The sequence below is a fragment of the Alteromonas sp. ABD4_190 genome, assembly GCF_056160105.1.
Window position 1 is genome coordinate 1,543,793 of the sequence record NZ_JBSWWN010000001.1, and the last position, 22,977, is coordinate 1,566,769.

The 22,977-nt window shown below is 43.6% G+C and carries 30 protein-coding genes; 20 read left to right on the forward strand and 10 right to left on the reverse strand.

Translation table 11 applies throughout. From position 1 onward, the window contains the following. Window positions 1–24 precede the first annotated feature (24 nt). A complete protein-coding gene (locus ACXAFM_RS06780; RefSeq protein WP_474833900.1) occupies window positions 25–456 on the forward strand; it encodes a hypothetical protein in 432 nt (143 codons plus the stop codon). Window positions 457–510: 54 nt separating this feature from the next. Here the strand turns inward: ACXAFM_RS06780 and ACXAFM_RS06785 are convergent, their stop codons facing one another. After that, entirely contained in the window at window positions 511–804 is a 294-nt protein-coding gene (locus ACXAFM_RS06785) for a type II toxin-antitoxin system RelE family toxin (RefSeq protein WP_474833902.1), read from the reverse strand. Further along, the gene (locus ACXAFM_RS06790; protein ID WP_032095995.1) at window positions 794–1,042 is read right to left on the reverse strand and encodes a type II toxin-antitoxin system Phd/YefM family antitoxin; all 249 of its coding nucleotides are present in this window, start codon (window positions 1,040–1,042) and stop codon (window positions 794–796) included. Before ACXAFM_RS06790 ends, ACXAFM_RS06785 begins: the two co-directional genes overlap by 11 nt. A 196-nt stretch (window positions 1,043–1,238) precedes the next feature. On the opposite strand from ACXAFM_RS06790, the gene ACXAFM_RS06795 reads away from it, so the two are divergent. The 9 genes from ACXAFM_RS06795 to ACXAFM_RS06835 all read left to right on the forward strand — a co-directional run bounded on the left by ACXAFM_RS06795 (window position 1,239) and on the right by ACXAFM_RS06835 (window position 5,045). Continuing rightward, window positions 1,239–1,697, forward strand: a complete 459-nt coding sequence (locus ACXAFM_RS06795) for a hypothetical protein (protein ID WP_474808919.1) — start codon at window positions 1,239–1,241, stop codon at window positions 1,695–1,697. Beyond that, window positions 1,687–1,839 (forward strand): hypothetical protein, encoded by a 153-nt coding sequence (locus tag ACXAFM_RS06800; RefSeq protein WP_474833904.1) that lies wholly within the window; start codon window positions 1,687–1,689, stop codon window positions 1,837–1,839. The genes ACXAFM_RS06795 and ACXAFM_RS06800 overlap by 11 nt, the downstream gene beginning before the upstream one ends. Then, window positions 1,823–2,185 (forward strand): hypothetical protein, encoded by a 363-nt coding sequence (locus ACXAFM_RS06805; RefSeq protein WP_474833906.1) that lies wholly within the window; start codon window positions 1,823–1,825, stop codon window positions 2,183–2,185. Before ACXAFM_RS06800 ends, ACXAFM_RS06805 begins: the two co-directional genes overlap by 17 nt. Before the next feature lie 127 nt (window positions 2,186–2,312). Beyond that, entirely contained in the window at window positions 2,313–2,801 is a 489-nt protein-coding gene (locus ACXAFM_RS06810; protein ID WP_474828048.1) for a DUF695 domain-containing protein, read from the forward strand. Window positions 2,802–2,931: 130 nt separating this feature from the next. Beyond that, on the forward strand, window positions 2,932–3,534 hold the full coding sequence (locus ACXAFM_RS06815; protein WP_474828050.1) for a YfbM family protein: 603 nt from the start codon (window positions 2,932–2,934) through the stop codon (window positions 3,532–3,534). 96 nt (window positions 3,535–3,630) lie between these two features. Continuing rightward, entirely contained in the window at window positions 3,631–4,140 is a 510-nt protein-coding gene (locus ACXAFM_RS06820) for a hypothetical protein (protein WP_474833908.1), read from the forward strand. Between the two features lie 189 nt (window positions 4,141–4,329). After that, window positions 4,330–4,584: a type II toxin-antitoxin system Phd/YefM family antitoxin gene (locus ACXAFM_RS06825; protein WP_334031478.1), complete on the forward strand. Its 255-nt coding sequence runs from the start codon at window positions 4,330–4,332 to the stop codon at window positions 4,582–4,584. Continuing rightward, window positions 4,577–4,840: a Txe/YoeB family addiction module toxin gene (locus ACXAFM_RS06830; RefSeq protein WP_474828055.1), complete on the forward strand. Its 264-nt coding sequence runs from the start codon at window positions 4,577–4,579 to the stop codon at window positions 4,838–4,840. The genes ACXAFM_RS06825 and ACXAFM_RS06830 overlap by 8 nt, the downstream gene beginning before the upstream one ends. Window positions 4,841–4,892: 52 nt before the next feature. After that, complete coding sequence (locus tag ACXAFM_RS06835) at window positions 4,893–5,045, forward strand: type II toxin-antitoxin system RelE/ParE family toxin (protein ID WP_474835552.1); 153 nt, start codon at window positions 4,893–4,895, stop codon at window positions 5,043–5,045. Here the strand turns inward: ACXAFM_RS06835 and ACXAFM_RS06840 are convergent. Further along, on the reverse strand, window positions 4,972–5,145 hold the full coding sequence (locus tag ACXAFM_RS06840; protein ID WP_474833910.1) for a type II toxin-antitoxin system RelE/ParE family toxin: 174 nt from the start codon (window positions 5,143–5,145) through the stop codon (window positions 4,972–4,974). The genes ACXAFM_RS06835 and ACXAFM_RS06840 overlap by 74 nt on opposite strands. Before the next feature lie 423 nt (window positions 5,146–5,568). On the opposite strand from ACXAFM_RS06840, the gene ACXAFM_RS06845 reads away from it, so the two are divergent. From ACXAFM_RS06845 to ACXAFM_RS06855, 3 genes are read left to right on the forward strand one after another with little or no spacing between them, the layout of a single operon-like run. Next, window positions 5,569–5,997, forward strand: a complete 429-nt coding sequence (locus tag ACXAFM_RS06845; RefSeq protein WP_474833912.1) for a GNAT family N-acetyltransferase — start codon at window positions 5,569–5,571, stop codon at window positions 5,995–5,997. A 50-nt stretch (window positions 5,998–6,047) separates the two neighbouring features. Continuing rightward, the gene (locus tag ACXAFM_RS06850; RefSeq protein WP_474833914.1) at window positions 6,048–6,503 is read left to right on the forward strand and encodes a GNAT family N-acetyltransferase; all 456 of its coding nucleotides are present in this window, start codon (window positions 6,048–6,050) and stop codon (window positions 6,501–6,503) included. Between the two features lie 24 nt (window positions 6,504–6,527). After that, window positions 6,528–6,857: a zinc ribbon domain-containing protein YjdM gene (locus tag ACXAFM_RS06855; RefSeq protein WP_474828062.1), complete on the forward strand. Its 330-nt coding sequence runs from the start codon at window positions 6,528–6,530 to the stop codon at window positions 6,855–6,857. An 88-nt stretch (window positions 6,858–6,945) separates the two neighbouring features. Here the strand turns inward: ACXAFM_RS06855 and ACXAFM_RS06860 are convergent, their stop codons facing one another. Then, complete coding sequence (locus ACXAFM_RS06860; RefSeq protein ID WP_474833916.1) at window positions 6,946–7,803, reverse strand: LysR family transcriptional regulator; 858 nt, start codon at window positions 7,801–7,803, stop codon at window positions 6,946–6,948. A 221-nt stretch (window positions 7,804–8,024) separates the two neighbouring features. Between ACXAFM_RS06860 and glyA the strand changes: the two genes are divergently transcribed. Further along, window positions 8,025–9,281, forward strand: coding sequence for a serine hydroxymethyltransferase (gene glyA / locus ACXAFM_RS06865; protein WP_474828066.1), 1,257 nt, complete (start codon window positions 8,025–8,027; stop codon window positions 9,279–9,281). Window positions 9,282–9,446: 165 nt separating this feature from the next. On the opposite strand, the gene ACXAFM_RS06870 is transcribed toward glyA, so the two are convergent. The 3 genes from ACXAFM_RS06870 to ACXAFM_RS06880 form a co-directional block, all read right to left on the reverse strand. After that, entirely contained in the window at window positions 9,447–10,718 is a 1,272-nt protein-coding gene (locus ACXAFM_RS06870; protein ID WP_474833918.1) for an NRAMP family divalent metal transporter, read from the reverse strand. A gap of 180 nt (window positions 10,719–10,898) precedes the next feature. Continuing rightward, window positions 10,899–11,696 carry a substrate-binding periplasmic protein gene (locus tag ACXAFM_RS06875; RefSeq protein ID WP_474833919.1) on the reverse strand — a complete coding sequence of 266 codons (798 nt, stop codon included), beginning with the start codon at window positions 11,694–11,696 and terminating at the stop codon, window positions 10,899–10,901. Window positions 11,697–11,715: 19 nt separating this feature from the next. Beyond that, window positions 11,716–12,834 (reverse strand): hypothetical protein, encoded by a 1,119-nt coding sequence (locus ACXAFM_RS06880; protein ID WP_474828072.1) that lies wholly within the window; start codon window positions 12,832–12,834, stop codon window positions 11,716–11,718. A 352-nt stretch (window positions 12,835–13,186) separates the two neighbouring features. Between ACXAFM_RS06880 and ACXAFM_RS06885 the strand changes: the two genes are divergently transcribed. The 4 genes from ACXAFM_RS06885 to ACXAFM_RS06900 all read left to right on the forward strand — a co-directional run bounded on the left by ACXAFM_RS06885 (window position 13,187) and on the right by ACXAFM_RS06900 (window position 15,223). Beyond that, entirely contained in the window at window positions 13,187–13,441 is a 255-nt protein-coding gene (locus tag ACXAFM_RS06885; protein ID WP_239636104.1) for a Rho-binding antiterminator, read from the forward strand. Window positions 13,442–13,486: 45 nt separating this feature from the next. Then, window positions 13,487–13,876: a VOC family protein gene (locus tag ACXAFM_RS06890; protein WP_474833921.1), complete on the forward strand. Its 390-nt coding sequence runs from the start codon at window positions 13,487–13,489 to the stop codon at window positions 13,874–13,876. Window positions 13,877–13,964: 88 nt separating this feature from the next. Next, on the forward strand, window positions 13,965–14,276 hold the full coding sequence (locus ACXAFM_RS06895) for a hypothetical protein (RefSeq protein WP_474833923.1): 312 nt from the start codon (window positions 13,965–13,967) through the stop codon (window positions 14,274–14,276). Window positions 14,277–14,509: 233 nt separating this feature from the next. After that, window positions 14,510–15,223 (forward strand): YitT family protein, encoded by a 714-nt coding sequence (locus ACXAFM_RS06900; RefSeq protein ID WP_474833925.1) that lies wholly within the window; start codon window positions 14,510–14,512, stop codon window positions 15,221–15,223. Between the two features lie 433 nt (window positions 15,224–15,656). On the opposite strand, the gene alr is transcribed toward ACXAFM_RS06900, so the two are convergent. Beyond that, window positions 15,657–16,733, reverse strand: coding sequence for an alanine racemase (gene alr / locus ACXAFM_RS06905; protein WP_474833926.1), 1,077 nt, complete (start codon window positions 16,731–16,733; stop codon window positions 15,657–15,659). A 190-nt stretch (window positions 16,734–16,923) separates the two neighbouring features. Here alr and murQ point away from each other — a divergent pair, with 190 nt between their 5' ends. Continuing rightward, window positions 16,924–17,937 carry an N-acetylmuramic acid 6-phosphate etherase gene (murQ, locus tag ACXAFM_RS06910; protein WP_474833928.1) on the forward strand — a complete coding sequence of 338 codons (1,014 nt, stop codon included), beginning with the start codon at window positions 16,924–16,926 and terminating at the stop codon, window positions 17,935–17,937. 18 nt (window positions 17,938–17,955) lie between these two features. Continuing rightward, a complete protein-coding gene (locus tag ACXAFM_RS06915) occupies window positions 17,956–19,479 on the forward strand; it encodes an exo-beta-N-acetylmuramidase NamZ family protein (RefSeq protein WP_474833930.1) in 1,524 nt (507 codons plus the stop codon). A gap of 159 nt (window positions 19,480–19,638) precedes the next feature. Here ACXAFM_RS06915 and ACXAFM_RS06920 read toward each other — a convergent pair whose 3' ends face one another. After that, window positions 19,639–20,709: a mechanosensitive ion channel family protein gene (locus tag ACXAFM_RS06920; protein ID WP_474833932.1), complete on the reverse strand. Its 1,071-nt coding sequence runs from the start codon at window positions 20,707–20,709 to the stop codon at window positions 19,639–19,641. Between the two features lie 106 nt (window positions 20,710–20,815). Further along, a complete protein-coding gene (locus ACXAFM_RS06925) occupies window positions 20,816–22,789 on the reverse strand; it encodes a glycoside hydrolase family 3 N-terminal domain-containing protein (RefSeq protein ID WP_474833934.1) in 1,974 nt (657 codons plus the stop codon). Window positions 22,790–22,977: the final 188 nt, after the last annotated feature.

The following is a 22,977-nucleotide window of genomic DNA, read 5'->3' on the forward strand; positions in this document are numbered from 1 at the left end:
TATGGCGGCGTTAGGTGTAGGTGCGTGGATAGCATTCAACTTCGTCACCCTTATTGGATAAGGTTAATAGGCTGGGTATTTTTACCGGTCATGTTTTGCTTAGCTGTTTGGTGTTTATTTTTGCCTGTATGGTATGACCGATACGATATAGCTATGTTTCTTGCGGCTGCGCTATTAGGTGGTGGCAATCTATACATGACAACTCATGGTTTACGCACACTTCCGTTCATGAATTCAGTGATTACACTTACAGACAACGAGATTACTGTACTTAAAGGTAAACAAGCTATCAGTATTAGCTGGCAAAATATTTCTAAAGCCCGTCATATCGCAAGTACACAAGTGCTTCACTTATACGACTCTGAAGGTAAACGATTTTTGTCTGTTACAGAACAGCTAAAAGGCTTTCATCTCTTGGAAAGTTACTTAAATGAAAAAAGCGGCCTCAAGGTTTGAAACACCTAACAAAAAACTAAAGGCGCTCGCGCTGCTCGCTGGGGCGTTAAACCCTTATTCAGCATCAAGTCTCTTTAATGCTTTTTTGTAAGCCTCATTTCTTTCGCGTTTTCCCACTGCAAGCACTATAACTACAACTACGTCATCAAGTACCTGATACACCAACCTATATCCTGATTGACGTAATTTTATTTTATAAACATTATCGGCACCTAACACTCTATCTGGGGCTACGTGCGGTATTTTTAACCTCTCTGCTAACTTCTTTTTTAATTGCTGCTGCAAAGTACTACCAAGCTTATTCCATTCTTTTAGGGCGCTTCTTTTAAACTCTAATTTATAGGTCATCCAAATTCACCGAAACGCTTTCTTCACCTTGCCTTTCTTTAACAAGCTGTAGTAGTTCCAGATCCTCCAAACGATCCATCATTTTTTCGTAAATCTCTGCTGGGACACAATAGAATGCGGGTTCATTCCTATTCAATATGGCGACAGGATCGCCATATGCACTGCTCGCAACTTTCATAGGGTTTGCTTTTAGTTCTGTAATACTTGCAGCAACTTCAGCCAAAACTCTCGCCGCCATAAAGGTCTCCTAAAAGGTCTTTAATTAGGTCATGTTAGTCTATCATTGTTGGTTTAACAAGCACATAAACTCGCTCACTACGTTCGCTGGGACAAAAATACGTAGGCTCCCAGCGCTTCGCTTGGTATTGTAGCCTACGTGTTTTTGCCCGTTATGCGGGTGTTATGTTCAATCAAGGATGAATTAAATTCAGAATATGAAAAAGATAGCTTTAAATTTTGTGATATTGGCCTTAAGCGTTCTTCTTGCATACTTCTGCCTTGAATCCATTGGAAATAATGAAGAGTATTTTTCAAGACACAACTCTCCGACAACCATATTCATCACTTCGTTGGTAGTAGCCAGCTGGTCCGGATTCAGCGTGGCAACAAGCCTGTTTAGTGTATTTCTGCCCGAATCAAATTGGTTAAACAGAGAGCTTTCAGAGATACTAAGACTATCAGAAGGTCAGCGGCCGTATTTGGAAGCTATCGGATATATTTTTCTTGGCGTATTTTTTATCTTTGCTTCGGCGCCATTTATGGGCGATAGCCACTCATTGTTTATAAATCAGCATTTGATTCTGGCCTTTGTCCTAATGGTTGGAGTAGTTTGCTTCATCTGGGGTTTGCTAAAAGCCTTTTTGACATTAATAAGGTTACCCGATGAAAATTGAACATAACAACCAAGTAAAGTCACTCGCTGTCGCTCGTTGGGACGCTAACACGCAGGGCCGCTTCGCTATTATGCCCCACGAGTTATCGCCCCTTATTCAAACGTTAGGTGCTAAAAGGAAAAATTATGAAATCATGGAATGAATTAACTAATCTACAACGCGCAGTTATCGGCATCGCAATGGTTGTTGCGGCCGCAGTTTTGCCAGAGATAGCCTTCTTAGTTCAATTAGGCGGTGTGGAAATCGCATTTGCTCTCGTTTTTGCTAGCCTTGCTCCAATCATTTCTTGGTTCTCAGCTAAATACCAAGCAATTAAAGAATGTTTAAAAACCTCAGTAGTAGCTCTTAGGCATAGTGCATCCGCTAAACCTTCCGTCTTTTTCGTTCAAGCTTCTTTTTGTGCCGTCGCACTTCTATTTACAGGTTCGGGCTTATTGGCTTTTTACTTTTTTATGCCTAGTATGCTGCTAAATGGGGTCTTGGCATGAGCGCACCTAACAACCCAATCAACACACTCACTACGTTCGCTGGGACGCATACACGCGGGGCTGCTTCGCATTTTAGCCCACGTGTTACTGCCCCTTATGTGGGTGTTATGTTTCACGGAGGAAAACCATGTTAAGTAGGTTGTTTGGAAAGAAGAAAGATAAACCTTTTAAAGAAAACGAGGTTCGAGTAACACTACCGGAAGAAACTTACACTGTCATGGAGTGGGAAGCGGACAAACTTCCATGCGTTGGGGTATTGAATTCTGCGCTCAAAAACTTCGAACACAAAAGAGTTTTTGGCTGGCACCTTTCCGTCATAATCGACTTCACGGATATTATCGAAAATGGAATGCCATCCGAAGAAGAAAGACAGATCGTCGAACCATTTTGTGACAAACTCGATGAGGATATTAAGTCGGGCGGGAATGCGTTATTTTTTGTTCGCGAAACTTGGAATAAAACTCGTCGCCTAGTTTGGCGCGTATATGACCCGGAAATAGCTCATGCACACCTTCAGCATATCATTGACAACCAAAAACACCCCAGACCTTTTGATTGGCACATGGAGCAAGACCTCGAATGGAAACAAGCAAAATGGTACTTCGAACAGCTATGAAACATAACAATGCGCTTAACTCGCTCCCTTCGGTCGCTGGGACACAAACGCAGCGCGGCTTCGCCATTGTAGCGCTGCGTTTGTGTCCAAAGCTTAGCGTTATGCTTCAAAACCAGCAAGGAAGTAAATCATGGGTATGTGTTTAGCACTTCATAGTGTGTCAGATGCAAATATTAAAGAAATATTGGAGCGTCCGGAGCTTATTTGGAGACTTATTGCTTCTGATGACCCAGAAATATATGAAGAAGCAATTAAGGAAAAGAATCGAGCTGGCTTTCTGTCTAAGCTTTTCGGAAAGAAAGTTACAACGGAAACCGAAATTCCAAATTTAAGTTTCGTCGAAGGTGAGAACGTCGATGACGACTTAGATAAGTCGTGGCAAGGAATTCACTACTGCATGAATAAGACTGCTTATGAAGCGGAAACTCCAATGGATTTCATTACTGTAGGTGGAGTAGTCGCTGGTGATATTGACGTAGGTTACGGACCCGCGCGTTTGTTTAATAGCGAGACGGTAAAAGAAATCCATTCACGCCTTTTAAACATCACTGAAGCAGATGTGTCAGCAAATTACGATCCAGAGGATATGGATAAGTTAGACATATACCCAAACATATGGAGCAGAGATGGCAACGAAGGCTTGGAGTATATTACGGAATACTTTGTAAATCTTAAAAATTTCGTAGCTAATTGCGCCAACAATAATCTGGGTATGGCTGTGTATATATGCTAAGCATAACAAGCGGCTCCACGCAGACGCCCAAACCTACGCTGCTTTTGTGGGTTTGGGCGCTGGTGAGCCGGGCGTTAGCTGCCAAGGAGAGACCAAGTGCCTGTTTGGGGTTATTTTTATTGTTGCGTTTTTTTGTTGAGTTGCTGTTTTGGTCTTTTTGACAAAAATCGCTTAAGACGTCCGTATCAACCGGCAGGTGAAATTTTAGATTGTCTTTGTGGTATTTTGATATTTCTAATAGCTTTTAGTGTTGTGCAATTTGAGTTTTCAGCAACGATTAGCTCGCTCTGTTTTATATACACCCTTGCGTGGTCATACCATGCTCATAGACATTATCTTGATTATAAAAAATTCAAATCAGATATTCATAAAACAGCAATGGCTGAGCATGAGAAATTATTCGAAAAAATATCAGAGATAAATGAGAGAGCGATAGAAGATGGAGTTGATCCATCCGAATTAGAAAGTATTGAGCAAACCTATGATTTTGACCAAGCAGAAAAAGAGGCTCATTTTTTTTACATTGGTACAGTAGTTGTTATCTTGATAATACTAATTCCATATTTGTATGTTTATCTGAAATCAGTAGGTTTAAGTGGCAGCTAACAAAAAAATTAAGTCACTCACTGCGTTCGCTGGGACGCATACACGCGGGGCGGCTTCGCCATTATAGCCTGCCTGTTTGTGCCCCATATTTAGGTGTTAGCTGCCACAGCGCAGTAATGCACAACATCCTGTACATGTACTCATTTCCGATCTAAACTTGTCTCATATAATGTACAAGTGGGGTGCAAAATGAGAATTGTCTCTTTTACCGAAGCTCGAAACGGTCTAAAAGCCGTTTTGGACAATGTAATCAACGATGCAGATACAACAGTGATCACCCGTCGTGACTCTGAGGATGCTGTCGTAATGTCATTAGATTACTACAACAGCCTTATGGAAACCGTTCATCTACTTCGTTCTCCAGCGAACGCTGAACACTTAAATCGTTCAATAGCACAGTTAAAAGCAGCAAAAACGACCCAGCGAGAACTTATTGATGAGTAACAGGTTGTTATCATGGACTGATGAAGCTTGGAATAGCTACGTTTATTGGCAGACTCAAGACAAGAAAACCTTGAAACGTATCAATAAGTTAATTTCCGATGTTAAGCGTTCTCCATTTGATGGAATTGGAAAACCGGAACCTCTAAAAGAAAATCTTTCAGGTTTCTGGTCCCGTAGAATAGATGACGTTAACCGTTTGGTATATGCCGTGGACGATACCGCAATTACGGTTATTTCATGTCGTTACCATTACTAGTAGGTGGCAGGTGGCAGCTAACAAAAAAATTAAGTCATTTTGACATAAGGGCCTGAAGCTGTTTTTCGAAAAAGAGAAAACTTCAGGCATACAGACTAAGCTCGCGAAAAAGCTTCGCATGCAGTTAGCTGCTATCCACACCGTACAAGGTATCGATGACATTGATTTTCAGACAACATCAAAAATGAATCGTCGAATTGTTTAAGATATACATTACGCTGTTGTCGGCCCCATTTCCGTTGAGTAAACAATGCAATATCTTTTAGATCTGATTTTGCCAGTACGGTTAACTTAAACGGTTTCACTCTTTTAATTCAGCGTCTAGTTCTGATATCAGATGCTCAAGGTCGTATTCAGCTTCGCTCCTATTTTAGCCCACGTATTACAGCCTGTTACAAAGGCGGTAGACACTTAAAAGGAAGTTTTCAAATGAAAGGTATTTATCGAATTCTTATTGCTCTAGTTCTTTTAGTAGCAGCTATCACTTCTTACAGTATGGGGATTCAGTCAGGTGTGTTTCTATTCGTCATATTAGGGTTTATTCTAGAAGGAGCATTTTGGTTCGGCTTATTTCCAGTTAAAAGGCAGAAAAGAACTTAACCATTAGGTATAGGTGTTTTCCAGCAACAAGATCGCTCGTGGTGTTTATATTTGTATAGCGATTTTTTTGTTAGCTCCACAAGAGACCTAAACGAACGCTAAAATCCGAAAAAGACAACTAAAGCATTATGAAAATTACTTTTGTACCAAGCTCAGACTTACGGCGTGCTGCTGTATTTACCTTTGCGAACATGGAAGAGTATTACGCTAAATTTGCTCCCGACTGGAACGCTGAAAAAGTGCTAGAGGTTACGGCTGAACTCGTTAACTACGACATTCAATTAGACAACCAAACAGTGGGGGTTATGCGCCTACAGTTTGAAGATAACACCTGTATTTTACGCGATCTTCAAGTTATTCCGAGTGAACAAAATAAAGGCATAGGGAGCGCCGCCATTGAAGAAGCTGAAAAGCTGGCATTGAGGGCTAACGCCACTTTACTCACGTTACGGGTTTTCAAAATTAGCCCGGCGGTTTCGCTTTATAAAAAAGTAGGTTTTGTCATTCAAAGCGAAGACGACCGTTTTTTCAACATGATTAAACCAGTATCCCCCTGAAAATAATTCATTTACAAGCACTTAACGGAAAACTAACCACAGGCCAAAAAATGAAGATCATTATTGATGACCTCACAGGGGGAGAAGTGCTGGCGCTTTTAGAAGAACATTTATCTGATATGTATGCCACGTCACCACCAGAAAGCGTGCATGCGCTAGACGTTGATGCACTGAAAGCTCCCAACATTACTTTTTTTAGTGGCTGGAAACAGCAACAGCTTGCTGGTTGTGTGGCTATTAAAACCCTTGATACACATAGAGCCGAACTTAAGTCTATGCGCACTGCAAAGCCTTTCAGGGGCTGCGGCGTGGCGTCTCAGTTGTTACTTTTTGCCTTAGAACATGCGAAAATGAAAGGGTTTAGTTCGGTAAGTTTAGAAACGGGAACGCAAGACTACTTTTTAGCGGCGAGAACGCTTTATAAAAAGTTCGGTTTTATCGACTGCGGCCCTTTTGGTGACTATTCGCTTGACCCTAATAGTCACTTTATGACCCGAGCGCTTTAATTAAGTATTTTAAGAGAATTCCACATGTCACTACCTCCTTGCCCGCATTGCCAGTCTGAATATGTATATGAAGACCAGTCTTTACTTATTTGCCCCGAATGTGGTCACGAGTGGAACCCGAACGAGGTTGAAGAAGAAGTCTCTGCAAAAGATTATAACGGTACCCCATTAGTTGCTGGTGACAAGGTAACGTTAGCAAAAGATTTGAAAGTAAAAGGCAGTTCGCTGGTACTTAAAATTGGTACCAAAGCGGTCATCCGTCATGTGAAAGATGCCAAAGACCACCAGCTAGATTGTAAAGTAGATGGTGCAGGTGAAATGATGCTTACCGCGCAGTTTGTTAAAAAGGCATAAACGGCGCTTTATTGAAAAGCTTCATTTCCTTTTAGCACACTTACTTTTTTGTTAACCAAGCGCGCTAGTTAAAGCAATCTATCACTTTTTAAAAATTTGCGACTTCGTTAGTAATGGTTTCGGTCAGCAGGCTAATCGCTTTAGATGACACTTTTTGAGGGTTAACTAAGCAAACGCCTACATGCCCTAGTTCGGGCAAGTTTTCTGAATTAGATAAAACGTGTAATCCTGACGGTACTGAGCTTTTTGCCAGTACCGTAATGCCTAGCCCTTCATTAATAGCAGTTTGAATACCGTTTAAATCGGCAATGGTGTATACCACCTGCCACGGCTTTTTGATTGCGGATAAAAGGTTAGTGGCGCGTTTGCGATAAATACACGGTGAGGGGGCTGCAATAATAGGGAGCTTAGCAGGCACACTGTTAACAAAGCGCTGACTGCCTACCCATACCAGTTGATCTGAGATGATGAAGCCATCCTGCTGTGGATTTGGGGTTTCCTGTAATGACAAAATTAAGTCGAACTGGCTTTTTAATGGTTCGCTCAACAAATCTTTGCTTAGCGCGCAATGCACCTCTAGCGATATTTCCGGGTAAGTTTGTGTGAACTGTCGAATAATTTTAGGCATAAGCGTGGTGCTAAATTCACTGGGGATGCCCAACTTAATATTTCCGGTCACCTGAGGCTTACCGAACTCAGCCATAGCTTGGTCATTAAGCGCTACTATTTTCTCACCATATGACAACAAGCGGCTACCAGCGCCAGTAAGCGCTAGACGATTTTTGTCGCGAGAAAATAGCTTCTCCCCAATCATTTCCTCTAGCTTTTTAATTTGAAGGCTTATTGCAGGTTGAGTCCGCTGCAGCTGCTCGGCGCACTGCGTGTAGCTACCCGTCTGTGCAATAAGCACGAACGAGCGTAGAAAATCTATGGACAAGTTCTTCATTACTTTGATTTACACCCTCTCTATAGAGTCAACTAAACACTGAACTTTCACCAACAAAGTTTAAAGGCTTACTCTATTACAGACAAAAAACGCGCTGTGCTGTGCCAAAAGCACAGCCATAGGCATTTAATAAAATTATAATGCCATATTTTTTATTAATTTTATTTATTCATTTTGCACTTCTAGTATCGAATACACAACAACGACAATTAGGAGACAGCATGAATACGCTAAACCAAAACCTTACCCAGCAAGACCCAGATATCGCCGAATTTATTGCACAAGAAGACGAACGCCAAGAACATCACATTGAGCTAATCGCATCAGAGAACTACACCAGCAAAGCCGTTATGCAGGCGCAAGGTAGCCAACTGACGAACAAGTATGCAGAAGGCTATCCGAGTAAGCGCTATTACGGTGGCTGTGAAGCCGTGGATAAAGTTGAACAGCTTGCTATCGACAGAGCCAAAGCCCTGTTTGAAGCTGATTATGTAAATGTTCAGCCCCATTCTGGTTCGCAAGCGAATACTGCGGTTTACATGGCACTACTAAGCCCTGGCGATACCATACTCGGGTTAAGTCTTGATCACGGCGGTCACCTAACCCATGGTGCAAAACCTAATCTTTCAGGCAAGCTATACAACGCCATTCAATATGGGCTAAACACCGAAACCGGTGAGATTGACTACGACCAAGTACAAGCGTTAGCTAAAGAGCATAACCCAAAGATGATCGTGGCTGGTTTTTCAGCGTATTCTCGCGTTGTAGATTGGCAAAAGTTTAGAGAGATTGCCGATAGTGTAGGCGCGTATTTGCTGGTAGATATGGCACACGTAGCAGGCCTTGTCGCGGCGGGTGTTTATCCCTCGCCAATTAACGCGGCGCACGTGGTTACTACCACTACCCACAAAACACTACGTGGCCCTCGCGGCGGGCTTATTATGTGTAAGACAAACCCTGAACTTGAAAAGAAGTTTAACTCACTTATTTTCCCGGGGATTCAGGGCGGCCCGCTAATGCACGTTATCGCGGCTAAAGCTGTAGCGTTTAAAGAAGCCATGACAGCCGAATTTAAAGCATATCAAAAGCAAGTGGTTATCAATGCGCGCGCTATGGCTGATGTATTTATGACGCGTGGGTTTGACGTAGTATCTAATGGAACCGACAACCACATGTTCCTACTAAGTCTTGTAAACAAAGGAATGACCGGGAAAGAAGCCGACGCCATTTTAAATAGTGTGAACATTACTGTGAATAAGAATACTGTACCTAACGACCCACAGTCGCCTTTTGTAACAAGTGGTATTCGGATAGGTACGCCAGCGGTGACTTCTCGTAATTTTAGTGAAGACGACTGCGCCCAGTTAGCCAACTGGATTTGCGATGTGTTATCAGAACCTAAAGACGGTAACCTTATTCAACAAGTTAAAGATAAGGTTGCCACGCTAACCTCTGCCCGCCCAGTTTACACTAAGTAAACCTAGCGGCTTACAAAGAGCGAACTCGTGCGCTGCAGGTAGCCACCATCACCCGCCACACGAGTTTAGCTCGTTTGTTAAAATTGCTGAAGTGGGACGGTTAGCAATAGCAGTAACCGGCTGGCAAAGGTGGGTGTAATTGAGGCTATATTCCGGGGTAAACCGTTAGCTAAGCCACTTCCACCAAACAAATACCAAAAGAAACCCGAACAGGTAAACCAGGCCTAGCAAGCTAAGTAACTTTACAACCTTATTAGGCGCGGCATCAGGGTGCAGCTTAGTTTGTGCCACCAGCTTATGATTAAGCCAAGCAAACATTGGCGTGGTTACAAAAGCTAACGTCATCGCAAAGCCTAGCATGGCTAATAAAGCAGACTTGAAAAAGAGTACAATGACAAAGCTGAATATTGCCATGAAAAGCAATACTGGTGTTACAAGTGTATTGCGAGCGGCGTTATCCTTGTTAAACAATAGCGCAATTGCTTCTGCAACCACTCGCGCATAACCGTCATATACGGTTAGCGCCGAGCCGAATATACATAAAAACGCCACTATCGCGATAAGCAGATGCGCCCACTCCCCGATGGTTGACGAGTACATGCTGATAAGCTGATGAGAAAAGCCAATACCACTAGTACTGAGTTCTGTGCCGCTGCCATACAGAATTAACGCACCTAACCCCAAAAACAACAGTGCAAGTAATACGGTTACCGCATAGCCCAGGTTAAAATCGAAAAGGGCCGACTTCGGCGTTACCGCTTGACCTTTGCACTGACGCTTTAACCAAAGAGAAGTAATAGAGGATATTTCAATAGGTGCAGGCATCCACCCCATTGTTACCACTAAAAAGCCTAAGGTGGCGAGTGTCCATGGAGAGGGCTGCGAATCAGCGGGGATGAGCGGTGCAGTATAATTACTAAGAGCAACGATAAACACAGCAATCGTTGCCACTACAAGCACGCCCATTATGCCTTTGGCAATGTTGTCGAGCCCTTCAAAATGCCCTGCCAGTAAAATCAGTAATATAAGTGCTAAAACTACTGAGGCAGACACCGCTATGGCTATATCAAATGGAATAAAGTACGACAATAAACTAGCTGCAAACAGCAACAGCGCGGCAGCATTAACTACCGACGCGATACTATTTAGGCACAAGGCAATGGTTAAATACCGTTTGCCCATTTCTAGATAACCTTGCTGCAAGGTTTGCTTCGTGCTGATGGTGTAACTTACGCCTGCCCTGAAAAACGGATATTTGAGAAGGTTTACCAATAGTATTAGCAGCGCTAATTGCCAGCCAAACTTTGCCCCTGCTTGAGTGGATGCCACTAAATGGCTTCCACCTACCGCCGCCGTTGCCATAAGCACACCAGGACCAAGTAATTTTAGTAAGGTGATAGCGCGTGCAAAGAAGGGTGTTTCAGCTGTGTACGACAAGGCAACCTCTAAATGGGCATTAGAAAATAGCCGTTAACCATATCAGGTTACTAATCAGCAGAAAAGACACTACGTGATGAGAAAGTAGCATGAATAAAGATTGCGAACACTGCTGGTTCGCAACCTAGTTTTCGATTTAAAACAACGTGAATTGACTAGCGTTTAGCAAAAAGTTTTATGTTAGCGTCGGTCGAAATTCACTTTTTTCTTAGGGTGCTGGTAATAACCTTCTTTCAGCAGACGCTTGAAGCGTGTTAACTTCCCGTCTAGCGTCAGTTCTTCTAACCCTTTGTTGAATAAAGACAGTATAAGTTGACTATCCCCTTGCCCTTTAGGTACTAAAAGATGCGTGGTGACGGTAGAAATAAACGGCTTGATAGGCATTACATCTCGACGCTCTCCCCTTGTGAAATCGCGCTGTAGCAAATACCAACCGGTAAGTTCATCAATGGGGAAAACATCGATATCACCGTTTATCAAAGCTTCTAGGTTCGCTTTATCAGTCTCGCGCTCCACTACGCTTTCGTTACCTTTAATGAAGGTAGCAAGCTCATCGTTATATAAATACCCTTGCGTAACACCCATTTTGAGATCTTGTATATCGCTAAGGTCACTCCAACTATCGGGGCCTTTGTCGGCGTTAACATAAAACACCAGGCTCTCTGCGCTTATTGGGTTACTGTGAAAAAACTCGCTTTCTCGAGAACGTACAAAGTTGCCGTAAGAAACTGCGTCATATTCACCTTTTAGCGTTGCTTCTAACGCTTCTTCCCACGGTAAGGATACGAACTCCACCACAACGCCCGTCTCTTTGAACGCATCGGCGATGATATGGTTTATGTAACCTTCGTGCTGCATTTCAGTTGACGTGTAAGGCGCATATTCTGTGGTCGCTATACGCAGTTTCATCCATGAATGGGCAAAACTTTGCATTGGAATTAGCGCTAGTATCAATGTCGCTATAAGTAGTAATCGCATGTCAAAGTCCTGTTATTGATTAGAAGTAAATGCCAAGGTTTATGTTTAACCGGTGGGTAGTTTCTTGTCTACCGCCTAAATCTAGGCCAACGCCAGGGCCGCCTGAAAACCACATATTTTTGCCTTGAATACTATCTACATATACAAACAATTTATCCCAGCCAAAGCTGCAGCCATTTATCCACTGAGAAGAGTTTTTCCCTTCACTTCCTTCACCTTTTGCCACGCTGTACTCTGAGTAACAAGTAAGTGATTCTATGTGAGTAAACTTATAAGGCACAGAGTACACAAGGTTTGCTGAATAGGTTTTACCGTCAGCAGCCGCCAGAAATGGAAAGGTAAAAGACGATAGCGCTATGCGATCGTCTGCTTGACCTTCTGGTGCAGCCAAATCGTACTCATAGTCGATATACTGTAGTTCGACCTTTATATCTCCTTGGGTATGACGCATATGCACGGCATAGGCATTCATATCACCATCATCCAGGGTATCCAAGTTCAAGATGTTGCCGTACTGGTAGGACACGCCAATATCGGTAGTGCCTCCGCGAATAAAGTTCGCTGAATAATTAGCACGTAGATTGTACTGCCCGTCTTCTTTATTTCGGTATTCCCCGTCGTCTGCCACGTCAAACGAATAGCGCCCGAATTCAGCGGCATCGTTGTACTCGTCGTTCATAAAATAGGCGGCTTGAAAATCCCAGTTGCCCCAATCGTGGTTTATTTTCACCCCAGCATCGTAATCATCTTCGAAGCCAAGATAATAATTTACCGAGAACCAAAAGTTGTTGCTGGCAAAGGGCTGTAGGCCAAACGGGGTTTGCGTTATGCCTGCGGTGATTTCGGTTTGATCATCAAAATGATAAGTAAGATCAGCGAAGCGAACGGTATCAAAATCAGTGTTCTCGTACCAACGGTACTCTGCTTTATAGCTAAACTGGTCAGACTCGCCGGATACGCCAAGCTTGAATGACTCAAATTCGAAACCATCTCTAAACTCGGGAATTTGCCAATCTTGATGTCCGTAATTAACCCTTACGTGACCGCTTAAATTAAAGGGGAGTTCGTCGGCTTTTACGCCGCTCGAAGCGCATGTAGCAATTGAAACTAAAGAAAATGCGGATAGTAGCTTGTTCATTACTGTTCCTGTATTGAATTTTCGGCGGGAACCCTTTGCTAAAAACTGCCTCTAATGAGTAAAGGGGCGCTTAAGCGCTTAGGAATTTCGTGCACCAAAATAAATCCTTCAGTACTTACAATACTGAGCAAACCTTAAAAAAAGATCATTTGTTAAGGTCTGACTTCTGTGATTTGAGTTGAGAAACTTCGCCGCCCCGATAGGCGGCGGCATTTAAACATTGGCAGTCGAATGTTTAAAGTGAAGTGGAATGAATGTACGGTAAATAAAGAAGTTTTTGCCGTGAACGCCAGGGTTTATCTAAAATTTGAGCAACGCTTTAAAAGAAAGTAACCCAATACTAGGAAAGCCTGTGAATATAGCCTGTCAGCTTTATGACTACATAGAAATAGCCTGCATGTATAAACTTGAGGTAAGCGCTGTATTAAAAAGTGGGGAACTAAAAAACGGTAAGGCATTAAATACAGTTATAGATAAACGCAATGACGCGCCAACAGAATGTATACAAATGCGCATTAACGGTAATGTAGAAAACATTGCCCTTAATGAAATCGCTCAACTTCATGCAATAACTGATAACCCGCATTTCAGCTCGGTGAGCTTTTAGGTAGTATGCCGAGTTCACTTAACCAATTTTAACTGAACCACATTTATGAGACAACACCTTTCGGCGATTACCTTCTTTGTAGACAACTACGACAACGCAATTGAGTATTTTACATCGGTTTTAAATTTCACCTTAACTGAAGATAAAGCAACTGGTGAAGACTCGCGCTTCGTGTTGGTAACGCCGCCAAACAGTTCAGCCAGCTTGTTGCTAGCGCAAGCTAAAAACGACGTTGAATTAGCGCTTATTGGTAACCAAGCCGCAGACAAAGTATTTTTAATCTTAAATACCGATGACTTTTGGCGCGACTTTAACGAAATGCAAAGTAAAGGCGTGATGTTTTTAGAAACTCCCCGTGAAGAAGTTTATGGTACGGTAGCCATCTTTAAAGATAAGTTTGGCAATAAGTGGGATTTGATCCAAACCACTGAATAGCACTTTATACAGGTGCACCTTGCTGATAGCGCATTCTGTATCAAAAGGCTTAATAACCCGCAGTAAAGACGTAAAGGAGAAGTAAAACGTGCAGGCCATGAAACGTTCTATTATTGCAGATGTTGTTGCAATAGCGGCGATAGCACTGTTGATCACCACTACCTTTTACTGGATTGAAGCAAGACGTGAGGTCATTATTCTTTGCGACAACTTTACGCCAGGGGTGTCGAAAAAAAGCGTTGAACGCCAGCTAGGCACCGCAGACTTATTGCTGTGGGATACTGAGTTTGTTGCAAATGGCAGCAAGATTGAAGCATATAGTCCACTACACTTAGGTATCATGAAGTGCAGTGTAGAATTTAATAAGCACGATATTGTGGTGTTCTCTATTGTAGAATAATCATACAGTCTTCAAATTTTAAGAGAGCATTGCGCTTTTCAAGTTATAAAACTGAACCACCTTGGTGCAACTTTTACATTGCCGCAACACCCTATTCACCGAAGCGCTAAAAGTCGTAAAGGCAAACTTACCTTCCGCCATTTATTGCACCGACTTAACTTTTCATCCCGCTGTCACCGAGTGTGCTGTAAACGTATAATTACGCCGTGTCTTCTTAACGCAAACTCATTTCTATGCAAAAAACAAAACACAGTGTCATCGAGGATGTTTTCGCCCTGATAAGCGCCGGCTTGTTTGTTGCGTTTGGCGTATATCTTTTTCAGTCTCAAGACCTAATGGTAGGTGGCGCGGCAGGTCTTGCGCTATTAGGTACCTATGCTTTCGACATGGACTTCGGGTTATTATTCTTTTTGATTAACCTACCTTTCTATACCCTAGCGTGGACTCAAATTAGTAAACGTTTCACCATCAATACGTTTATCTCTGTAACCACTGTTTCGGTATTAACCGAGCAAATTCCGGCATTTGTAGATATCAGCCACGTTAACCCGTTTTTCGCAGCGGTATTTGGCGGAATTTTAATTGGTGTTGGCATGCTGATGATGTTCCGTCACAGCTCTAGCCTGGGCGGCGTTGGTATTATGGCGTTCTACTTACAGCAACGATTTAATATCAGAGCAGGGACTTTCCAGTTAACTGTAGATAGCTGTATATTGCTTAGCGCGCTGTTTTTTATCTCGTGGCCATTAGTGCTTATCTCGATACTCGCAGCGTTTTGTTTAAACATGGTTATTTCGCTTAACCATAGACCCGAGCGTTACTTCCCAGTACCCGGCGAAGACGGTTCAGCCAAGGCTAAAACAGAATCAAACAAGGCTGACGTGAAGCGTGTGGATTGCAACGAGCACAGCAGCATAGACAGCGAACTTCGCGCCCAAAACGGCTAAGTTGGTAGCCAGCGCCTATGGTTTTACGTTTAAGGGCTTAAGCGTGTAAACAGGTACCGGCAAGCGGAAAGTACTTAACGGTTCACATAAGTAGTTAATAAAAAGCCCGATTAGGCACAACCTAACCGGGCTTTATTGTATCTTTTATTTGTATTCCTTGACGCCTACAACAAACCTATTGCTTCTTTTGAACAGGTCTTGATGGTCGACTAACTACTCCACGGTTCACTCTTGGACGAGAAAACGAAGTACGCATACAAACCTCACTTATGAGTTGATGCTCAGAACAGTTGAAGGCGAAATATTCGCCGCAATCCCATCACTAAGCCACAACAGTAAAGCCCAGATTAGGGGTAAAAGTCTCATTCTTTTAATGAATAGTGCTTTATTAAAACTTATATAAAATTTAGCCAAACTGGCACTGCGTTGATTACTAAAGGTATTTCACAATGCGCGGTACACGCTGAGAAACTCGCGTCATTAATTCGTAGTCGATGGTGTCGGCATTGGCTGCAACTTCCTGAATAGATACATTCTGTCCCCACAGCTCTACTTCATCGCCCACCGCGACGTTGTCGATATGAGTTACATCAATTGTGATCATGTCCATAGAAACGCGGCCTGCCAAATAGGCGCGTTTACCTCTAATCATTACCGGCGTACCGTTTTTGCAGTGCCTTGGATAGCCATCGGCATAACCAATACCTACGGTTGCAATTTTGCTGGGCTTACTTGCTACCCAGGTTTGACCATAACCAATGCCCTCGCCTGCCGGTATGGTTCGTACCGCTAATACACTGGAGCGAAGTGTCATGGCAGGGTAGATTTCAATGTCGAGATTTTGTGAGGTAGAAACGGCACCGCCATAAACCCCCACACCTAAACGGTTCCAAGCATTTCGACTTGCAGGCCAGTTTACCGTAGCGGGAGAATTAGCCACGCTGGTTGGCAAGCCCAATTTACTCGCTACTTGATTGAACGCATCGATTTGCGTGTTGGTAAAGTTATTATCTACATCGTCAGCGCACGCAAAGTGCGTAGCAATAACCGTTTGCTCGCTAAGTAAATGATTGTACTTAGCAGCAATCCCTTCGATATCGGAAAGGGCAAATCCCAACCGGTGCATGCCGCTATCCACTTTAAGCCAAATATGCGGGCGCTGCTGTTCGGGGCAGCTTTCTAACCAGGTAAGCTGTTCTTCGCAGTGCATAACTAATATACAGTTATGCTGAAATGCCATTTGGCACTCTTTTGCCTGATGTGCCCCTTCTAACACCACAATAGGCGCAGAAATTCCCGCATCGCGAAGCGCAATGGCTTCTTCAATAATTGCTACGGCAAAACGCGAAGAAACATGCTGAAGAATGCGCGCTACATTTACTGCTCCATGACCATAAGCATCGGCCTTTACCACCGCCATAGACTGACTTGAGGGCGCTAAAGCAGCAAGGGCTTTAAAATTATGTAAAAGGGCATCAGCATGAATGATAGCTTGCGTTTGTCGGCTCACAGAAAAACACGTTCCTTAAATGTTTAATGAGAAAGAATATCGAAAGCCAAAGTGTACCACGAGAAGCGTATTAGCTGCGCAGGATTAATAATGAAAAACGTACCATCTAACGCAAGGTTTCTTATGGCATAAAATACCGTTATGCTTTGCGCTAGCTTATTATCACAATTTCGTTGCCCCAAGGTTTTCAATGTCTTCGCACAATCCTTCTACTTCAGAATCGTCCGCCAACGCCAGTATTAGAAATAAAGACAGTACTGACAATCAAGCGGGAGGTAATAAACCCACCGTTAACGAGTTAGCCCAGTCACTGAATAAAATTGTGTCAGAAGGCAGAAACCCAGACACCCTCGATATAGACACGCTAAGCACCGAAGGCATTCTTGCCCGCATTAACAACGAAGACGCGAAAGTGGCAAACGCAGTTACCTCGCAAATTCCACAAATTGGAAAAGCGGTGGATGCTGCAACCATTAGCATTAAAAATGGTGGCAGGCTTATTTATATAGGCGCGGGGACCAGCGGCAGACTGGGCATACTTGATGCAGTAGAGTGCCGCCCCACGTTTAGCGTACCTGATGAAATGGTTGTTGGCGTGATAGCTGGCGGTGAAAAAGCCATTCAGCACGCCGTAGAAGGTGCAGAAGATGACGTCGACGCGGGGCGTGCTGATCTGGAAGCGCTGTCTTTAAACCAAAACGATACGGTTATTGGTATTTCAGCAAGCGGGCGCACGCCCTATGTAAGTGGCGCACTGGAATATGCCCGTTCGCTTGGCTGCTTTACCGGCGCTATTGCATGTAGCCCTAACGCCGCTATTTTTACTAAAGCTGATGTAGCTATATGCCCAGTTGTTGGGCCTGAGGCACTTACTGGCAGTACGCGCATGAAGTCGGGTACGGCGCAAAAACTAATTCTTAATATGATTAGCACCAGCACAATGATTAAGCTGGGGAAAACCTATCAAAACTTAATGGTAGATGTGAATGCCACCAACGAAAAGCTAAAAGCCCGCGCGCTTCGCATTGTTATGCAGGCTACGGACTGCAGTGAAAATGCTGCTTTAGCAGCGCTTGATGCGTGTAATAACAAAGCTAAAGTTGCTATTTTAATGGTATTAACAGGGCAAACTGCACAGCAGGCTGCCGCTCAGTTAGATGCTAACGATGGGTATTTACGTACCGCCGTGAATAAAAGCGAATAACCACGGTAAACTAATGCTATGAAAGTTTTAACTTCGGTCACATTGAGCAAGGTTTTTAGACGCCTAACGTCGAGCGCATTCATTGCAGTACTCTCTTCAGCTCTAATTAGCTTATCGCTTAACGGCTGTGCACCGCAAAACTTATCTACACATGTATATACAAGTGATGCTGATGGCCCTGCGAATCAGTCTATATTAATAAAAAAGCAACCTGCGCCAGGGACTAAGCAGCCCGTATCAAGCATTAAGCAGTTTACTGTAGGCGCTGAACGCTATTCAAAGTACCTGCCCTTGCTAGAAGGTAAACGGGTTAGTTTAGTGGTAAACCAAAGTGCGTTGGTTTCGGATCTCTACCCTTCGCCTTCCAGCACGTTTGAGCTTCAAGAGCGCCAATCAAGCAACAGCTTGGCTACACAACTAAATACGATAAAGACAAGCCAGCGCAATCAGCATCTGCTTGATGCCCTACTTCAAAGCAGTGTTAATGTTGTAAGTATTATGTCACCGGAGCACGGATTTAGAGGAGACAAAGGCGCAGGCGAAAAGGTAGATAGCAATATTGATGCTAAAACCGGTATACCTATTCACTCCCTTTACGGCGCAACCAAAAAGCCTACCCCCGACATGTTGGATGGTATCGATGTGATTGTTTTCGATATTCAGGATGTAGGCGTACGCTTTTACACCTATTTAAGCACTTTGCACTATGTGTTGGAGGCGGCCTTTGCGCGTAATATCGACGTTATCGTGTTAGATAGGCCAAATCCTAACGGCCGCTTTGTTGACGGGCCAGTACTGCAATCTAAATTTTCGTCGTTCATTGGCATGCATCCTATTCCCGTGTTGCACGGTATGACCTTAGGCGAGCTTGCTCAAATGATTGTAGGAGAAGGTTGGTTAGGTATTGACGCGAGCAGTTATGACAACGCTAAGCTTACCGTTGTACCAGTGGGAGATTATAAACGCACTGCGCATTATTCGCTGCCCGTGGCACCGAGCCCTAACCTGCCAAACGATTTATCTATCAAGCTATATCCGACACTGTGCTTTTTTGAGGGCACCGACGTGAGTATAGGTCGCGGCACTGACTTTCCCTTCCAACTTATTGGCCACCCTTTTGTTGAGTTTGGTAAAAGCAAGATACCGGTAAATGCAAATAGTGCAGCGCCCCACCCTAAACATGAAAATACTCTGCTAAGTGCACATGTCTTTTCTTATGCTGATCCTACGATCTTGGAAGGCTCTGACTCCAAGCAAACAACTCACAAGCGCTCACCAATTAGTGGCTTAGATATCGCTACATTGATAGATGCCTATTCTCGTTTTTCTGAATATAACAAAATGGTCAGCGCCAGAGGTGACTCTGAAGCAACCTTCTTTACTCGCCCAGATTTCTTCGACAAATTAGCGGGTACCGATACGCTACGATATCAAATTCAAGCCGGTAAAACGCCTGCAGAAATTCGCCAGAGTTGGCAGAAAGAGTTAAATAAATTTAGAGAAAAACGAAAAGCATACCTGCTTTACGAAGACACGGACTGATGTACAGATAAACGTCTTTAGCCTTGAGGATTTGAGGTGTCTTATCAAGGTAAATGTGGAGGAAGCGTTAGAGATACTAAACTTACCACTCAACATGTAAGTAAATACTCACACCCACACAACCCCAGACTTACCGGAAGCTAAAAAAGTTAGTAAAAACTAACCTTCTTCATTTTTTGTTTTTACCAAAGCTGCGAGCTGAGCTTCAGCGGTGGCTTTTTGATGTTTAAGCTCATCTCTGCTTTCACCGTCACTCTCAGCGATTTTTGCATCAATATCGGCGATCGTCTGCATCAGCGTTTCTTTACTTTTTTCTTTTTGCTCTGCCTCTTCAGCCTTGTCAAAAATAACGTCTTCAGGAGATGCTTCTTCTTGCTTAGTGCGTCCAGGCGATTTAGCTATCATTTTCAAGCCGTCGGGCTGGGGGCGTTGATTCATAAAGCTAGGAGAAACAATTTCAATATCGGCATTATGTAACGCGTCGAGTACGGCCTTGTGAAGCCGTGAACGCGCGCTCAGCAAGCTTTTAACTTCTGTGAGGAGACCTGAAATACGATAGCTTACCGAAAAGTCGCCTAGCCCAACTACTTGCACAAATGGCTCTGACAGCTGGCCATTTTCAGCTGCCACAAGTAAGTGCTTTTCAATAATGCTGTGATGAATATCGTAACCTAAGCTGATGTCCACGCTGACGATTGCACCTGATGCTCTGGTCACGGAAACGGGCGAATTAACCATTAGCGTATTGGCAAAGGCAATAAGCTCTCTGCTCTCGGTTTGAAGTTCAACATCAAGCAAGCCCATTTCGGTAACGCGACCGCTATAGCCTTCTACCTTAATGAAGTCTCCCACTCTAAATGGTCGGTTAACACGAAGTACGATCCCCGCCATCAAATTCCCCACCATTGTGGTAGAAGAAAAGGCAATAACTCCTGAAATAAGTACGCCAATAAGCGCGATAACTTGGTTTCTAGTGCTTTCACTTACCGGTAAGGCCATCGCTATTACAACCGCTCCAATGATAGTAAGTACCAACATTCCTACTTGACGCGGTAATTTCTGCTCACTGGTAAGATGGCTCTGTTTGGCTAGCAGAAGGTAGTGCAGTGCGATGAGCGCACCTATTACCAATACAATAGCGACAAGGAGCGGAACAAAAGGGAACAACGCACTTAATACCGTATCGATTAATGAAGTTTGCGTAGCGCCTGATGTATTTGTTGTATTCACGATAACTCCTTTTAAAATGGCTTTTGAAATGGCTTTTGGCTTGGCTCTTAGTTAGCACTTAAATGGTCAATATCTTTGGTTTTGGTCTCTGCTTTCGCGTGGCCACCTATTTCAACGAAACCGGCGAACGTCCCTCAGCAACCGTGCTCCCCAGTAACACTTCGACCAATGCATTAAGACTATAGCTCGTAACGTGCTGATTTTCTGTGTCACTTTGCTGTGTAATGTTCACCGCATAACTAAATGTAGCAATAGCAACATCGGCTAACTCTTTCACGTCATGCGCTTTGTATGGCATGCGCAGTGGAGCAAAGACCACGGTTTTATTCTGTGCTTTCGCAGCAACCATCATTTTTTTGCTAAATGCCATCACCTCAGTTTCGCTTGCGCGTCGTTTTACATGCTCAGGTAAATCGACTCCTCCTAATTCATAGTTAGCATGGAGCGGGCTAATATTGCCAACCACCAGCACGTCAGCTTGTTTTAGTAGATTCATTGCCAATTGGGTTTTAGGTAACGCAGTTAACGGTAAACAAGCAAACTCTAAAGGCTTATTGTTAACGTTGGGACGTGCGCGTGTAAGCGCGGCTTCAAATGCTAAACATCTTGCTGCGTCTGGCATAAGCGCCAACCAGCGATTTGAAGTTATTGGCAACTCATCCTTCCCGAAGAGTACAGACACCGACGACTTAGAAAGAGCTTTCTCAATCTGAACCCCTCTGTTTTTCAAACTGTTAGGGTTACTCATTGAAGCATTTTCTTTCGCTTCATTGAGCCACCATGACATGGGCTTGGAAATAAAACTTTGCAAAGCAAAGCGCTGTTTTGCCTTAATAATACGATTATGAGACGTTTTCAAGAAAGCGCTATCCGACATTCGGTTTGCTGCATTATCCAAAAGTAACGCGAACTTTTTTATGTCGTCCTGGGTTCTTATGGTGAACGGCATAAGCGCAATATCAGCACCTGCGCTGAATGCACTGACTAATGCTTCTTCATGGGAGAAAAACTGAGTAATACCTGCCATGTCTAACGCGTCAGTAACGATAAGGCCTTGATATCCTAATTGGTTGCGAAGCAAATTGCTTAGTATCTTCTTCGACAAAGTAGCAGGAACTATTTGTGACTTACCATGCTTATCGATAATTGTCGTATCGTCTAAAGACGGGTATTGAATGTGTGCACTCATTACCATTGCAGGAGGCGTTGCACTATTAATGATATTCGCAAAAGGAAGGATGTCACCCGCCATAGCTTGCGCTTTGCTATGCGTTACTTGCGGCAAGCCACTGTGGCTATCTACATGGGTATCACCATGGCCTGGAAAATGTTTGATAGCACTCATTACACCTGTACTTTGCATAGCACTGACAAATGTCTGCCCGAGTGCGGATACCTGCTCTGGGTTTTCCGAAAAACTGCGTACGTTAATAACAGGGTTCTTCGGCTCGCTATTTACATCAACCGACGGCGCAAAATTGGCGTTTATTCCCAGCGGTAAAAGCGTATGCCCAATATGCGATGCCACACTTTGTGCAAATGCGGTGCCTCGCTGGTGAAAAGTGGCGCCAATGGCCATGTTACCTGCAAACGGCGAGAGCATGTCTGAGGGCAACCTTGCTACTCTGCCCCCTTCTTGGTCGACAGCAATGAATAACGGCTGACGCCCTGCTTTTACCATGTGCTGCTGCATGGTGTAATTGAGCGTAATTAACTGCTCGGTATTTTGAATATTCTCTGAAAACAAAATAACACCGCCGATGTTGTGCGTACTGAGCACATTTAAAAGTGGCGGTGGAATTACGGTCATGGGCGTACGGCAGCGCGATGACGGCGTATTGTCTTCACAGAAATAGCGAAAATCCAAAATGATTTTTTGCCCGAGCATGTTTTTTACAGCGCGAATTGTTTCGGCATCAGCGCTGGGCTTAGGATTATTCGAAGCGTTAGCACCTCCAGATTGAGCGGTTGCGCTAGCAGTAAACAGTGAAGCACTTAATAAAATGAGTATGCCTGACAAGATAGCGCTAAGGCCCATCAATGAAGCACGTTTTTTACAAATAACTTGCTGGAATAACAATGTTTATCTAATCCTTGGTAACACGAAGCACAATACGGTACGCTAGCATAAATGAGAGAAGCATGTTCGCCAACTTTGAACTGCAATCACACATTCTCTTACGCAAATAGACATACCCATAGGGCAAGTAGAGCGTAGTAACTTATCAAAGCTCAACAAGTCCTAGGCACACATAAATTTAAGTTTGG